This window comes from Streptomyces sp. NPDC048353 (assembly GCF_055587165.1).
Genome location: NZ_JBVJGU010000010.1, coordinates 1 through 14,181, shown reverse-complemented (window position 1 = coordinate 14,181; position 14,181 = coordinate 1). Strand labels below are relative to the sequence as shown.

At 72.7% G+C, this 14,181-nt stretch carries 14 protein-coding genes; 10 read left to right on the top strand and 4 right to left on the bottom strand.

Translation table 11 applies throughout. The features are described 5' to 3' along the window. Nucleotides 1-155 precede the first annotated feature (155 nt). The 3 genes from ACZ6RC_RS29400 to ACZ6RC_RS29390 all read left to right on the top strand — a co-directional run bounded on the left by ACZ6RC_RS29400 (nucleotide 156) and on the right by ACZ6RC_RS29390 (nucleotide 3,507). Nucleotides 156-1,001: a GNAT family N-acetyltransferase gene (locus ACZ6RC_RS29400; RefSeq protein WP_469588920.1), complete on the top strand. Its 846-nt coding sequence runs from the start codon at nucleotides 156-158 to the stop codon at nucleotides 999-1,001. 182 nt (nucleotides 1,002-1,183) lie between these two features. Next, nucleotides 1,184-1,744, top strand: a complete 561-nt coding sequence (locus tag ACZ6RC_RS29395) for a GNAT family N-acetyltransferase (protein ID WP_391138705.1) — start codon at nucleotides 1,184-1,186, stop codon at nucleotides 1,742-1,744. Nucleotides 1,745-1,812: 68 nt separating this feature from the next. Further along, nucleotides 1,813-3,507: a proline--tRNA ligase gene (locus ACZ6RC_RS29390; RefSeq protein ID WP_469588916.1), complete on the top strand. Its 1,695-nt coding sequence runs from the start codon at nucleotides 1,813-1,815 to the stop codon at nucleotides 3,505-3,507. Between the two features lie 337 nt (nucleotides 3,508-3,844). On the opposite strand, the gene ACZ6RC_RS29385 is transcribed toward ACZ6RC_RS29390, so the two are convergent. The 4 genes from ACZ6RC_RS29385 to ACZ6RC_RS29370 are packed head-to-tail and all read right to left on the bottom strand — an operon-like array spanning nucleotide 3,845 to nucleotide 6,878. Next, nucleotides 3,845-4,864, bottom strand: a complete 1,020-nt coding sequence (locus ACZ6RC_RS29385) for a slipin family protein (protein ID WP_469588913.1) — start codon at nucleotides 4,862-4,864, stop codon at nucleotides 3,845-3,847. Between the two features lie 52 nt (nucleotides 4,865-4,916). Continuing rightward, entirely contained in the window at nucleotides 4,917-5,816 is a 900-nt protein-coding gene (locus ACZ6RC_RS29380; RefSeq protein WP_469588910.1) for an aminoglycoside phosphotransferase family protein, read from the bottom strand. A gap of 34 nt (nucleotides 5,817-5,850) precedes the next feature. Then, nucleotides 5,851-6,279 carry a DUF4439 domain-containing protein gene (locus ACZ6RC_RS29375; protein ID WP_453620115.1) on the bottom strand — a complete coding sequence of 143 codons (429 nt, stop codon included), beginning with the start codon at nucleotides 6,277-6,279 and terminating at the stop codon, nucleotides 5,851-5,853. Then, a complete protein-coding gene (locus ACZ6RC_RS29370) occupies nucleotides 6,276-6,878 on the bottom strand; it encodes a hypothetical protein (protein WP_469588905.1) in 603 nt (200 codons plus the stop codon). Before ACZ6RC_RS29370 ends, ACZ6RC_RS29375 begins: the two co-directional genes overlap by 4 nt. Nucleotides 6,879-7,037: 159 nt before the next feature. Here ACZ6RC_RS29370 and rimP point away from each other — a divergent pair, with 159 nt between their 5' ends. From rimP to truB, 7 genes are all read left to right on the top strand, one after another. Further along, nucleotides 7,038-7,535: a ribosome maturation factor RimP gene (rimP, locus tag ACZ6RC_RS29365; protein ID WP_453620113.1), complete on the top strand. Its 498-nt coding sequence runs from the start codon at nucleotides 7,038-7,040 to the stop codon at nucleotides 7,533-7,535. Between the two features lie 2 nt (nucleotides 7,536-7,537). Beyond that, nucleotides 7,538-8,545 carry a transcription termination factor NusA gene (gene nusA / locus ACZ6RC_RS29360; RefSeq protein WP_391138690.1) on the top strand — a complete coding sequence of 336 codons (1,008 nt, stop codon included), beginning with the start codon at nucleotides 7,538-7,540 and terminating at the stop codon, nucleotides 8,543-8,545. A 121-nt stretch (nucleotides 8,546-8,666) separates the two neighbouring features. After that, nucleotides 8,667-8,945: a YlxR family protein gene (locus ACZ6RC_RS29355; RefSeq protein ID WP_391138688.1), complete on the top strand. Its 279-nt coding sequence runs from the start codon at nucleotides 8,667-8,669 to the stop codon at nucleotides 8,943-8,945. Nucleotides 8,946-9,092: 147 nt separating this feature from the next. Beyond that, nucleotides 9,093-12,194: a translation initiation factor IF-2 gene (infB, locus tag ACZ6RC_RS29350; RefSeq protein WP_469588902.1), complete on the top strand. Its 3,102-nt coding sequence runs from the start codon at nucleotides 9,093-9,095 to the stop codon at nucleotides 12,192-12,194. Between the two features lie 140 nt (nucleotides 12,195-12,334). Then, nucleotides 12,335-12,628 carry a DUF503 domain-containing protein gene (locus ACZ6RC_RS29345; protein ID WP_019889861.1) on the top strand — a complete coding sequence of 98 codons (294 nt, stop codon included), beginning with the start codon at nucleotides 12,335-12,337 and terminating at the stop codon, nucleotides 12,626-12,628. 29 nt (nucleotides 12,629-12,657) lie between these two features. Further along, nucleotides 12,658-13,110, top strand: a complete 453-nt coding sequence (gene rbfA / locus ACZ6RC_RS29340) for a 30S ribosome-binding factor RbfA (RefSeq protein WP_391138683.1) — start codon at nucleotides 12,658-12,660, stop codon at nucleotides 13,108-13,110. Then, on the top strand, nucleotides 13,110-14,006 hold the full coding sequence (gene truB, locus ACZ6RC_RS29335; protein ID WP_469588898.1) for a tRNA pseudouridine(55) synthase TruB: 897 nt from the start codon (nucleotides 13,110-13,112) through the stop codon (nucleotides 14,004-14,006). Before rbfA ends, truB begins: the two co-directional genes overlap by 1 nt. Nucleotides 14,007-14,181: the final 175 nt, after the last annotated feature.

Below are 14,181 nucleotides of genomic sequence, written 5' to 3'. Positions count from 1 at the left end.
CGCCCCAGGCCCGGCCCGCCCAGTACGTACGTCACGAAGCCCCGCCGCACCCGTGCCGCGGGGCTTCGCCGTACCCTTCCGGCCGCACGCCGGACACCTCGCCGACGCGCCAGGTACAGTGCGGAGATCAGCAGACCGCATGGTGAGGCCCCCTCGTGTTGACGCAGACCACCACCCGGGTCCTCGAACCCGCCGACCTCGGCGCCGCGCTCGCCGTCCTGGAGAGCGCCCCCGTCGAGAACGCCTTCGTCACCGCCCGCGTCCAGGCGGCCGGACTCGACCCCTGGCGCCTCGGCGGCGAGATGTGGGGCTGGTACACCGACGGACGGCTGCGCTCCCTCTGCTACTCCGGCGCCAACCTCGTCCCCATCTGCGCCACCCCCGAGGCCGTCCGCGCCTTCGCCGACCGCGCCCGCAGGACCGGTCGCCGCTGCTCCTCCATCGTCGGCCCCGCCGAGGCCACCGCACGGCTCTGGCAACTCCTCGAACCCGGCTGGGGCCCCGCCCGCGACATCCGCCCCCACCAGCCCCTGATGGTCACCGACCGGCCGTCCGCGGACGTCGTGCCCGACCCCCTGGTCCGCCGGATCCGCAAGGACGAGATGGAGGTGATCATGCCCGCGTGCGTGGCCATGTTCACCGAGGAGGTCGGCATCTCGCCGATGGCCGGCGACGGCGGACTGCTCTACCAGGCCCGCGTCGCCGAACTCGTCGGCTCCGGACGCTCCTTCGCCCGTATCGAGGACGGCAAGGTCGTCTTCAAGGCGGAGATCGGCGCCGCCACCCCCCAGGCCTGCCAGATCCAGGGCGTCTGGGTCGCCCCGGAACACCGCGGCAAGGGCCTCTCCGCGACCGGCATGGCCGCCGTCCTGCGCTACGCCCTCGCCGACGTCGCCCCCGTCGTCAGCCTCTACGTCAACGACTACAACACCCCCGCCAGGGCCGCCTACCGCCGCGTCGGCTTCCGCGAGGTCGGGGCCTTCATGAGCGTGCTCTTCTAGGGTCTGTCGTTCGGATCATGCCGGGCTCGCGGGCCCTGGCACCGCACCTCGCCGCGTTGTCGTCGGTCGCCGACGCTCCGCGTCGACTCCCTCCTCCGCCTTGCGATGCACAGCACCAGACCCCGCTCCCTGATCCGGCATGATCCGAACGACAGACCCTCGCGCGCTTGTAGGGTGCGCGCATGGATGACGACGCCCCGGTCACGATCGGACCGGTCGACCTCGCCGCGCGCGTGGACGACGCCCTCGCCGTACAGGCCCTCGCCTTCGGGCTGAGCGAGGACGAGATCGTCGTACGACGCCATATCGTCCTGCGCCACCTGCTCGACCCAGGCGCCCGCGCCTACGGCGCCACCACACCCGACGGCCGGCTCGTCGGCTTCGTGTACGGGATGCCCAACGACCGCGTCCACTGGTGGTCGAGCGTCGTGGAGCCCTACCTCCGCGCCAACGGCACCGAGGAGTGGCTCGACGACTCCTTCGTCATCACCGAACTCCACGTCCACCCCGCCCACCAGGGCCGCGGCGTGGGCCGGACGCTCATCACCACCATCACCGACCAGGCCGAGCAGCCCCGCTCCATCCTCTCCGCCATCGACACCGAGAGCCCGGCCCGCGCCCTCTACCGCGCCCTCGGCTACACCGACCTCGCCCGGCAGGTCCACTTCCCCAGCGCACCCCGCCCGTACGCCGTCATGGGCGCCCCGCTGCCGCTGCTGCGCAAGCCCTCCCGACGGAACTGATTTCCGCCCGCACGGGCCCCAGGGCTAACCTCCTAGCCATCACACTTTTCACCGCAGGAGAGATCCCCATGGCCCAGGTCCAGCGCATGTCCCGGTTGATGGTCAAGACACTGCGCGACGACCCGGCGGACGCCGAGACGCTCAGCCACAAACTGCTCGTCCGCGCCGGTTACGTCCGCCGCAACGCCGCGGGCATCTGGTCCTGGCTGCCGCTCGGCATGAAGGTCCTGGAGAACGTCTCCCGCGTCGTCCGCGAGGAGATGGACGGCATCGGCGCGCAGGAGGTCCTGCTGCCCGCGCTGCTGCCCAAGGAGCCCTACGAGGCCTCCGGCCGCTGGGAGGAGTACGGCGCCGAGCTGTTCCGCCTCCAGGACCGCAAGGGCGGCGACTACCTCCTCGGGCCCACGCACGAGGAGATCTTCACCCTGCTGGTCAAGGACCAGTGCACGTCCTACAAGGACCTGCCGGTGATCCTCTACCAGATCCAGTCGAAGTACCGCGACGAGGCGCGCCCCCGCTCGGGCATCCTGCGCGGCCGCGAGTTCCAGATGAAGGACTCGTACTCCTTCGACACCACCGACGAGGGCCTGGCCGAGGCGTACGCGCTGCACCGCGCCGCCTACATCCGGATCTTCGACCGGCTCGGCCTCGACCACAAGATCGTCTCGGCGGTCTCCGGCGCCATGGGCGGCTCCGCCTCCGAGGAGTTCCTGGCCCCGGCCGCGGCGGGCGAGGACACCTTCGTCCACTGCTCGAACTGCGCGTACGCCGCCAACACGGAGGCCGTCACCTTCCGCACCGAGCCCGAGGACGCGAGCGCCCACGGCCCGGCCGAGGACGTCGAGACCCCCGACACCCCGACCATCGAGGCGCTCGCCGCGTACCTGGACGTGCCGGCCTCCCGCACGCTGAAGAGCCTGCTGGTCAAGGTCGACGGCGAGATCGTCGGCGTCGGCGTGCCCGGCGACCGCGAGGTCGACCTCGGCAAGCTGGAGGACCACCTGGCCCCGGCCGTCGTCGAGCTGGTCACCGCCGAGGACTTCGAGGGCCGCCCCGACCTCGTCCGCGGCTACGTCGGGCCGCAGGGCCTGGAGAAGGTCCGCTTCATCGCCGACCCGCGCATCGCCCCCGGCACCGCCTGGATCACCGGCGCCAACAAGCCCGCCACGCACACGCGGAACGTCGTCGCCGGCCGCGACTTCCAGGTCGACGACTACCTCGACGTGGTCGTCGTCGAGGACGGCGACCCGTGCCCGAACTGCGGCATTGGCCTGACGATGGACCGCGCGATCGAGATCGGGCACATCTTCCAGCTCGGCCGCAAGTACGCCGACGCCTTCCAGCTCGACGTCCTCGGCCAGAACGGCAAGCCCGTCCGGGTCACCATGGGCTCGTACGGCATCGGCGTCTCGCGCGCCGTCGCCGCCCTCGCCGAGCAGCACGCCGACGACAAGGGCCTGTGCTGGCCGGCCGAGGTCGCCCCGGCCGACGTCCACGTCGTCGCCGCGGGCAAGGCGCTCCAGACCGAGCTGGCGCTCGAGGTGTCCGAGAAGCTGAAGGACGCCGGCCTGCGGGTCCTCGTCGACGACCGCGCGGGTGTCTCCCCGGGCGTGAAGTTCACCGACGCGGAGCTGATCGGCGTCCCGAAGATCCTGGTCGCCGGGCGCCGCTCGGCCGAGGGCGTCGTGGAGCTGAAGGACCGCCGCACGGGCGAGCGCGAGGAGCTCACCGTCGACGAGGCGATCGCCCGCCTCGGCGCGTAGGGGGTGTCTTGCCGATCTTGCCGGGGTCGCGGCGTCCGGCACCGCCCCTCGCCGCGTTGTCGTCGGTCGCCAACGCTCCGCGTTGACTCCCTCCTCCGCCTTGCGAACCACGGCACCGGACGCCGCTCCCTGATCCGGCCTGATCAGCAAGACACCCCCTAGGACCCTACGACGACGTCCGCCGCGAACGCCCGCTCCGGCGGGTCGTGCACGGCGGACGTCGTCGTATCGGGAACCTGCGGGGCCGGGACGCGTGGCCGCAAGCGGCCGGAGCCCGGCGGCCGCGACCGTCCGGGCGCCCCGCGCGGCTCCGCCCGTAGGGTGTCGGCGCCCGGGGTCAGACCACCGTGCCGTCCCGGGGCTCCGGGTCGACCGGAGGGCCGGTCAGGGTGTCGTCCACCGGCTCCCGGAGCACGGGCTCCGGGACCGTCAGAGAGCGCCCCTCATCCGGCAGCGGCGGCGGCGGCTCCTCGAACGTCTCGGTCGGGGCGACCGGCGGATCCGCGACCAGCGGGGACACCGGGGCGGCCGGCGCCACCGGCGCCGGCGGCTTCGCGGCGGGCTCGGTCCGCCCGGCCTGCGCCGGGTCCGGCTGGTTCTGGGCCGCGCGCTCCAGGAACCGCAGCAGCTCCACCGGGAACGGCAGCACCAGCGTCGAGTTCTTCTCCGCCGCCACCGCCACCACCGTCTGCAACAGCCGCAGCTGCAGGGCGGCCGGCTGGTCCGACATCACCCCGGCCGCCTCGGCCAGCTTCTTCGACGCCTGGAGCTCCGCGTCCGCGTTGATCACCCGCGCCCGCCGCTCACGGTCCGCCTCCGCCTGCCGGGCCATCGACCGCTTCATCGTCTCGGGCAGCGACACGTCCTTGATCTCGACCCGGTCGATCTGCACCCCCCAGCCGATCGCGGGGGAGTCCAGCATCAGCTCCAGCCCCTGGTTGAGCTTCTCCCGGTTCGACAGCAGGTCGTCGAGGTCGCTCTTGCCGATGATCGACCGCAGCGAGGTCTGCGCCATCTGCGAGACCGCGAAGCGGTAGTCCTCCACGCGCACCAGCGCCTCGGCCGCGTCGACCACCTTGAAGTACACGACCGCGTCCACCCGCACCGTCACGTTGTCCCGGGTGATGCCCTCCTGGGCGGGCACCGGCATCGTCACGATCTGCAGGTTCACCTTGTGGAGCCGGTCGACCACCGGAACGATCATCGTGAATCCGGGGCCGCGCACACCCTCGCGCAGCCGCCCGAAGCGGAAGACGACACCCCGCTCGTACTGTTTCACCACGCGCGCGGCGGTGGCGGCGTAGACCGCGGTGGCTACGCCCACCCCGGCGGCGGCCGAGAGCAGTTCCTCGATCATGACGGCCCCCTGCGGTTCGAGCCGGTCAGAACGTTACGAAAAGGGTATTCCCCTACAGCCAGTCCGCGAACTCCAGCAGCAGCTCCGCGTCCTGCCGCCGCCCCGCCGCCAGCGCGCGCGTGCCCGACTCCACGGCCCGGAACAGCGTCCAGCCGCGCAACCGCTCCCGGTCGAGCTCCAGCGAGTCCGCCAGCTTGTTGACCCGGCGGCGCGCCGCCGAGGCCCCCGCCGAGGCCGCGACCAGGTCCTCGACCCGGTCCCTCACCAGCCGCGCCAGGTCGAAGGCGCGCTCGCCCACCAGCGGCTCGGGCCCGACGGCCAGCCACGGCGTCCGGTCCCCGCCGAGGACCTTCCCCTGGCGGAAGCAGCCGTGCAGCAGCAGCGCCTCCGGCGGGTCGGCGACCAGCGCCTCGCGCGCCTCCAGCGCCGCCGCCGTCAGCGCGCCGGCCACCGCGTCGCCCCGGTAGGGCTCCATGACCGCCGCCTGCCGGGCGGTGCGCTCCGCGACCGACTCGAATCCGTGCCCCGCGGGGGGCTCGACCCACAGCCGCCGCACGGTGCCGGCCGCCTCCAGCAACGCCTTCGCCTCCGGCAGCGAGCGCAGCGACACCTCCGGGTGCAGCCTCTCCAGGACCAGTGCCCCGTCGCCGGCCTCCCCGAGCAGCCGCACCGCGCCCCAGCCGTTCCAGTGCGCCAGGGCGTCCCGCTCCAGCTCGGGGCGGGCGAACGCCGGGCCGACCTTCAGCGCCGCAGGGGAGCCGTCCGGCTGCCGTACGAGCACGACCAGGCTGCTCCGGCCGCCCGGCGCCATCGTCCGTTCGGCGGCCAGGGAGGCGCGGTCCAGCGCGTCGCGGGTCAGCTCGGGGAGCCGGGCGAGCCACTCGGCCGCGACCGCGTCCCCGTACGTCTCGCCCAGCGTCCGCACCAGTCGCTGCGGCGGTTCGAAACCCATGCGTGCGTTGTTCCTTCTGCCGTTCGGAGCCTCGTCAGGGCCGGGCGGGTGCGCGCTCGGCGAGCCCAGGAAAGGTTACGTCCCCGCCGCGCCAGCGGGCGGCCCGTACCGCCGCCTCGCGCAACGCGGCGGCCGCGTCCCGCCGCAGCGGGCCGCGCGCCGCCCGGACCAGGTCGGAGTACACCCCGGCCACCCGGTCCTCCAGGAAGGCCGCCAGACGCACCGCCGCGGCGCTGTCCGGCACGGTGAAGGGCAGCTCGTACGCCGCCGCCGCGACCGCCGGTTCGCCGCCCAGGTCGCGTACGGTCCGGCGCAGCACGTCCCGTCGGGCCCGGTGCCCGTCGTACGCCGCCACGGCCTCCGCGCGCCGCCCGGCGCCGACCCGGCCGCCGACGACGCCGTAGCCGTACACCGCCGCGTGCTCGGCGGCGAGGGCGGCCTGCGCGGCTTCGAGGGCGCTCATGCCCGGGCTCCTTCGGTCAGCAGGTACGCGTGCGCCGCACCGGCCGCCGCGACCGAGGCGAGCAGCCGGGCGTATTCGGGCGGGGCGTCGAGCAGGGCGGCCGTGTGGGCGTCGGCGGTGGCGCGGACCGCCGCGGTCAGCTCCCGCAGCGCCGCGGCCGGATCGGCCGGCACGACGGGGGCGGCGGCGGACGCCGACGGGCGCGCGCCGCCGGGGGACCGCCCGCCCGGGCTCGCGTCCTGGCCGTGCGGGTCCCGCGCGGCGGCGGGACCGACGCCCGGAGCGGACGAGGCGGCCGGGTCGCCCGTCCCCCCGTCGCCCAGCGCCGTGGTGTGCGCCGCCACCGAGGCCCGCAGCGGCGCCAGCCGGGCGGCCAGCGACGGATGGGCGGTGAGGACCGCGTCGAATCGGGTCAGCAGGGCGCCGCTCGCCGCCGCCGACCTGCGGCGCAGCGCCTCCTCGGCGCGCGCCGCCCGCTCGGCGGCCGACGGGGTGTGCGGGCCGTCCGGGCCGGCCCCGGAGGTGCAGCCGGCCAGGGTCACCGCACCGGCGCCCGCCGCGAGGAGCGCGCGCCTGCCTACCGTCCCCGTGCGCCCCACGTTCGCTCCCTCTGCCTCGATCCACGATCCCGAAGATCACCGCAGGCGAGCGTACCCGCGGCCCGGCCCCATGGACGGCAACACCCCTTGGGACCGGATACCCTTTGGTCTGACACGCGACGAAATCACAACAGCACACGCGGCCGAGGAGTCACCCGGATGAGCACCACCCAGAGCGACAGGCTGCGCGGACTCCTGGAGCCGCTCGTCCACGCGAAGGACCTCGATCTCGAAGAGATCGAAGTGTCCCGGGCCGGCCGCCGAGGACTGCTGAGGATCATCGTCGACTCGGACGAGGGCGTCGAACTCGACACCTGCGCCGAGCTGAGCCGCGCCATCTCCGAGAAGCTCGACGAGACGGACGCGATGGGCGAGGGCGAGTACGTCCTCGAGGTCAGCTCGCCCGGCGCCGACCGTCCGCTGACCCAGCACCGGCACTACGTCCGGGCCACCGGCCGTCTGGTCAAGCTGCAGCTGCACGAGGGCGACGACGTGATCGCCCGGATCCTGACCGTGGACGACGACGGCCTCGACCTCGAGGTGCCGGGCGTGAAGGGGCGCAAGCCCACCGCCCGCCGGGTCGAGTTCGCCGACATCGCCAAGGCGCGTGTCGAGATCGAGTTCAACCGCAAGGACAAGAAGGAAGAGGAGGCGTAGCCGTGGACATCGACGTGAAGCTCCTGAAGGGCTTGGCACAAGAGAAGGAGATCTCCTTCGACCTGTTGGTCGAGGCGATCGAGTCGGCCCTCCTCATCGCCTACCACCGCACCCCCTCGGCCCGCCGCCACGCGCGCGTGGAGCTGAACCGGCAGACCGGTCACGTGACCGTGTGGGCGAAGGAAGACCCCTCCGACCTCGAAGAGGGCCAGGAGCCCAAGGACTTCGACGACACCCCGTCGGACTTCGGCCGGATCGCGGCGAGCACCGCCCGCCAGGTCATCCAGCAGCGGCTGCGCGACGCCGAGAACGACGTCACCTTCGGCGAGTACGCCCGCCGGGAGGGCGACATCGTCGCCGGCCAGGTGCAGCAGGGCAAGGACCCGAAGAACGTCCTCGTCAAGCTGGACGACAAGCTGGAAGCCATCCTTCCGGTGCAGGAGCAGGTGCCGGGCGAGGACTACACGCACGGTCTGCGGCTGCGTACGTACGTCGTCCGGGTGGCCAAGGGCGTCCGCGGCCCGTCCGTCACCCTCTCGCGCACCCATCCCAATCTGGTGAAGAAGCTCTTCGCCCTGGAGGTGCCCGAGATCGCGGACGGTTCCGTCGAGATCGCGGCGATCGCCCGTGAGGCCGGTCACCGTACGAAGATCGCGGTGCGCTCCACCCGGTCGGGTCTGAACGCCAAGGGCGCCTGCATCGGCCCGATGGGCAGCCGTGTCCGCAACGTCATGGCGGAGCTGCTCGGCGAGAAGATCGACATCGTGGACTGGTCGGACGACCCGGCCGAGATGGTGGCCAGCGCCCTGTCCCCGGCCCGGGTCTCCAAGGTCGAGATCGTCGACCTGGCCGCCCGCTCGGCCCGGGTGACCGTGCCGGACTACCAGCTCTCCCTCGCCATCGGCAAGGAAGGGCAGAACGCCCGGCTCGCCGCCCGCCTCACCGGCTGGCGCATCGACATCCGTCCGGACACCGAGCAGCCGGCGGGCGACGACCGCGACCGCGACTGATCGTCCGGGTGAGGGAATAGATCACGCCGTGGTGACGTTCCGCTACGACGAGATCACGACAAACGACCGTTCGACTTCTGCCCTGAACGGGTGAGGTCGCTACGGGGAGGTAGACTTAAACGTGTCTGGCCGGACGCATGCCCGCGTATGCCCTGAGCGAACCTGTGTGGGATGCCGGGAGCGAGCGGCCAAGAGCGATCTGCTGCGCATCGTGGCGGTCGAGGGCGCATGCGTCCCCGATCATCGCGGTACGCTGCCCGGCCGGGGTGCGTATCTGCACCCCGCCTTGGTCTGTCTCGACCTGGCGGTCCGCCGCAGGGCGTTCCCGAGGGCCTTCAAGGCCCAGGGACCGTTCGAAACGGCGTCGGTACGACAGTTCGTCGAGCAGGCGGCACCGTAAGAAGAAGTACGGCACGGATCACCGTGCGGTCAGGTACCTCGCGAGTTGGAAGTAGGTCGAGATTGCGATGAGCACTCGATGAGTACGCGATGAGTACGCCCATGAAGTAGCGACGGTCCGGCGGTAACCGGACCTAAAAGGAGCGAAGTGGCTAAGGTCCGGGTATACGAACTCGCCAAGGAGTTCGGCGTGGAGAGCAAGGTCGTCATGGCCAAGCTCCAAGAACTCGGTGAATTCGTCCGTTCGGCGTCCTCGACGATCGAGGCGCCGGTCGTGCGCAAGTTGACTGATGCACTGCAGGGGCCCGGCGGCAACGCCGGCAAGTCCGCTGCCAAGCCGGGCGCGCCTCGCAAGGCCGCCCCCTCGAAGCCCGCTGCGCCGTCTCCGGCCGGCGCGGCACGTCCCGCTGCCCCCAAGCCCGGCGCCCCGGCTCCCAAGCCGGCCCCCGCCGCGCCCGCCACCCCGGCCGCCCCGGTCACCCCGGCGGCTCCGGCGAGCAGCACCCCCTCTCCGGCTCCGGCCGCCTCGGGCCCCCGCCCGGGCCCGAAGCCCGCGCCCAAGCCGGCCACGCCGGCTCCGGCCACCCCCGAGTTCACCGCGCCTCCGTCGGCTCCGGCCGCCGGTCCGCGTGCCGGTGGCGGGACCCCCGGTCCCCGCCCCGCGGGTGGTGCCCGTCCGGGCCAGCAGGCTCCGCGTCCGCAGGGCCAGGGTGCCCCGCGTCCGCAGGGCCAGGGCGCTCCGCGCCCCGGTGGCTCCCGTCCGGCCGGTCCCCGTCCGGGCAACAACCCCTTCACCTCGGGTGGCTCCACCGGAATGGCGCGCCCGCAGGCGCCCCGTCCCGGCGGCGGCGCTCCCCGTCCCGGCGGCCCCGGTGCCGTTCCGGGTGCCCCGCGTCCGCAGGGCGGCCCCGGCGGCGCCCCGCGCCCGCAGGGTCAGGGCGGCGCCCGTCCCACCCCCGGTGGCATGCCTCGCCCGCAGGCTCCCCGTCCGGGCGGCGCGCCCGGCGGTAACCGTCCCAACCCGGGCATGATGCCGCAGCGTCCCGCTGCCGGCCCGCGCCCCGGTGGCGGTCCCGGCGGCCGTGGCCCCGGTGGCCCCGGTGGTCGTCCCGCCGGTGGCGGCGGCGGTCGTCCCGGTGGCGGCGGCGGCTTCGCCGGCCGTCCGGCCGGTCCCGGCGGTGGCGGCGGCGGCTTCGCCGGTCGTCCCGGCGGTCCCGGCGGTGGCGGCGGCGGTCGTCCGGGTGGTCCCGGCGGTGGCGGCGGCTTCGGCGGTCGTCCCGGCGGCTTCGGCGGCCGTCCCGGCGGCCCCGGTGGCCGTGGTGGCACGCAGGGCGCCTTCGGTCGCCCCGGCGGTCCCGCGCGTCGCGGTCGCAAGTCGAAGCGGCAGAGGCGCCAGGAGTACGAGGCCATGCAGGCCCCGTCGGTCGGCGGCGTGATGCTGCCCCGCGGCAACGGCGAAGCCATTCGCCTGTCGCGCGGTGCCTCCCTCACCGACTTCGCCGAGAAGATCGGCGCCAACCCGGCGTCGCTCGTCGCGGTGATGATGAACCTCGGCGAGATGGTCACGGCGACGCAGTCGGTCTCCGACGACACGCTGACGATGCTCGGCGAGGAGATGAACTACACCGTTCAGATCGTCTCGCCGGAGGAAGAGGACCGCGAGCTCCTCGAGTCCTTCGACATCGAGTTCGGCGAGGACGAGGGCGGCGAAGAGGCTCTGGTCTCGCGTCCGCCGGTCGTGACCGTCATGGGTCACGTCGACCACGGTAAGACCCGACTGCTCGACGCCATCCGCAAGACGAACGTCATCGCGGGCGAGGCCGGCGGCATCACGCAGCACATCGGTGCCTACCAGGTCGGTACCGAGGTCAACGGCGAAGAGCGTCGCATCACCTTCATCGACACCCCGGGTCACGAGGCGTTCACCGCCATGCGTGCCCGTGGTGCGAAGTCGACCGACATCGCGATCCTCGTGGTCGCGGCCAACGACGGCGTCATGCCGCAGACGATCGAGGCGCTCAACCACGCCAAGGCCGCCGGCGTTCCGATCGTCGTCGCGGTCAACAAGATCGACGTCGAGGGTGCCGACCCGACCAAGGTCCGCGGTCAGCTGACCGAGTTCGGTCTGGTGGCCGAGGAGTACGGCGGCGACACGATGTTCGTCGACATCTCCGCCAAGCAGGGTCTGCACATCGACTCCCTGCTGGAGGCCGTCGTCCTCACCGCCGACGCCTCGCTCGACCTGCGGGCCAACCCGAACCAGGACGCGCAGGGCATCGCGATCGAGTCCCACCTCGACCGCGGTCGCGGTGCGGTCTCGACCGTCTTGGTCCAGCGCGGAACGCTGCGCATCGGCGACACCGTGGTGGTCGGCGACGCGTACGGCCGCGTCCGGGCGATGCTCGACGACAAGGGCAACAACGTCGAGGAGGCGACCCCGTCGACTCCCGTCCTGGTGCTCGGTCTCACCAACGTGCCGGGTGCCGGCGACAACCTCCTGGTCGTCGACGAGGACCGTACGGCCCGTCAGATCGCCGAGAAGCGCGCCGCGCGTGAGCGCAACGCCGCCTTCGCCAAGCGCGTCCGCCGGGTGTCCCTCGAGGACCTCGACAAGGTGCTCAAGGCCGGTCTGGTCCAGGAACTCAACCTCATCATCAAGGGCGACGCGTCCGGTGCGGTCGAGGCTCTCGAGGCCTCGCTGCTCCAGCTCGACGTCGGTGAAGAGGTCGACATCCGGGTCCTGCACCGCGGTGTGGGTGCGGTCACCGAGTCCGACATCGACCTGGCCATGGGTTCCGACGCCATCGTCATCGGCTACAACGTCCGGGCTGCCGGCCGTGCGGCCCAGATGGCGGAGCGCGAAGGCGTCGACGTCCGGTACTACTCGGTGATCTACCAGGCCATCGAGGAGATCGAGGCGGCTCTGAAGGGCCTCCTCAAGCCGGAGTACGAAGAGGTCGAGCTCGGTACGGCGGAGATCCGCGAGGTCTTCCGCTCGTCCAAGCTGGGCAACATCGCCGGTGTCCTCATCCGCTCCGGCGAGGTCAAGCGCAACACCAAGGCGCGCCTCGTCCGCGACGGCAAGGTCATCGCCGAGGACCTCACGATCCACGGTCTGCGCCGCTTCAAGGACGACGTCACCGAGATCCGCGAAGGCTTCGAGGGCGGTATCAACCTCGGAAACTTCAACGACATCAAGATCGACGACGTCATCGCGACGTACGAGATGCGCGAGAAGCCGCGCGCCTGAGGGCAGCGGTAGGCAGGGGCCGGTCGGCGGAAGTTATTCCGTCGATCGGCCCCGGCCGTTGCGTGTACGGTTCTGGTGTCCCTGCCAAGCGATGGCGTGGCAGGCCACCGAACCCGAACCGGCGGGACATCCGGCACCGCATGTACGTGGGGACTCTGTCCTTCGATCTGCTCCTCGGCGATGTTCATTCGTTGAAGGAGAAACGCTCCGTCGTCCGGCCCATCGTCGCCGAGCTCCAGCGCAAGTTCTCCGTGAGCGCGGCCGAGGTGGGCGACCAGGACCTCCACCGCAGGGCCCGGCTGGGCGTCGCGCTGGTGTCCGGGGACCCGGGGTTCGTATCGGACGTACTGGACCGCTGCGAGCGGCTGGTGGCGGCCAGACCCGAGGTGGAGCTGTTGTCGGTGCGACGACGGCTCCACACTGATGAAGACTGAACGAGCAAGGCGAAGAAGGAGAAGGACCAGTGGCCGACAACGCGCGGGCGAAGAAGCTGGCGGACCTCATCAGGGAGGTGGTCGCCGAGAAGCTGCTGCGCGGCATCAAGGACCCGCGCCTGGGTACGCACGTGACCATCACGGACACCCGCGTCACCGGTGACCTGCGGGAGGCCACGGTCTTCTACACGGTCTACGGCGACGACGAGGAGCGGGCCGGCGCGGCCGCCGGTCTGGAGAGCGCCAAGGGCGTGCTCCGTTCCGCGGTCGGCCGGGCGGCGGGCACCAAGTTCACGCCCACCCTGACCTTCGTCGCGGACGCCCTCCCCGAGACCGCCAAGACCATCGAGGATCTCCTCGACAAGGCGCGCGCCTCCGACGCGCAGGTCCGCGAGGTCTCCTCCGGCGCGCAGTACGCCGGCGGGGCCGACCCGTACCGCAAGCCCGAAGAGGACGAGGACGAAGAGGGCACCACCGCCTGATGAGCACCGCAAAGACGCCCGACGGCCTTGTCATCGTCGACAAGCCGTCGGGCTTCACTTCGCACGACGTCGTGGCCAAGATGCGCGGGATCGCCAAGACCCGCCGCGTCGGCCACGCGGGCACGCTCGACCCCATGGCGACGGGCGTCCTCGTCCTCGGTGTGGAGCGGGCGACCAAGCTGCTCGGTCACCTCGCGCTGACCGAGAAGGAGTACCTCGGCACCATCCGCCTCGGCCAGACGACGATCACCGACGACGCCGAGGGTGAGATCACCGCCTCCGTGGACGCCTCGAAGGTGACCCGCGAGGGGGTCGACGCGGGTGTGGCGGAGCTGACCGGCGCCATCATGCAGGTGCCGTCGAAGGTCTCGGCCATCAAGATCGACGGCAAGCGGTCGTACGCGCGGGTGCGCGGCGGCGAGGAGTTCGAGATCCCGGCCCGCCCGGTGACGGTCTCGTCCTTCCAGGTGTACGACATGCGCGAGGCCGTCGCCGAGGACGGCACGGCCGTCGTCGACCTGGTCGTCTCGGTGGTCTGCTCCTCGGGGACGTACATCCGCGCCCTCGCCCGTGACCTGGGCGCAGGCCTCGGCGTCGGCGGTCACCTGACCGCGCTGCGCCGGACCCGGGTCGGGCCGTACAAGCTGGACGCGGCCAGGACCCTGGACCAGCTCCAGGAGGAGCTGACGGTCATGCCGGTCGCCGACGCGGCCTCGGCGGCGTTCCCCCGCTGGGACGTCGACGAGCGCCGGGGCGGGCTGCTGCTCAACGGCGTCCGCCTGGAGATGCCCTCCTACCCGGCGGGGCCGGTCGCGGTCTTCGGACCGGAGGACCGGCTGCTGGCCCTGGTGGAGGAGCAGAAGGGCAAGGCGAAGAGCCTCGCCGTCTTCGGCTGACCCGACCGCGAGGGATGCTTCGCGAGCGAGGGCCTTACCGTGGAGGGGGGGCCCCCCCCCGGCCCCGCCCCCCCCCCCCCCCGGGGGGGGGGCCCCCCCCCCCCCCCCCCCCCCACCCCCGCCGCCCGGCCCGCCGGCGGGTAACGCGGGGGACACCGGGGCGCCGGGGGCGGCC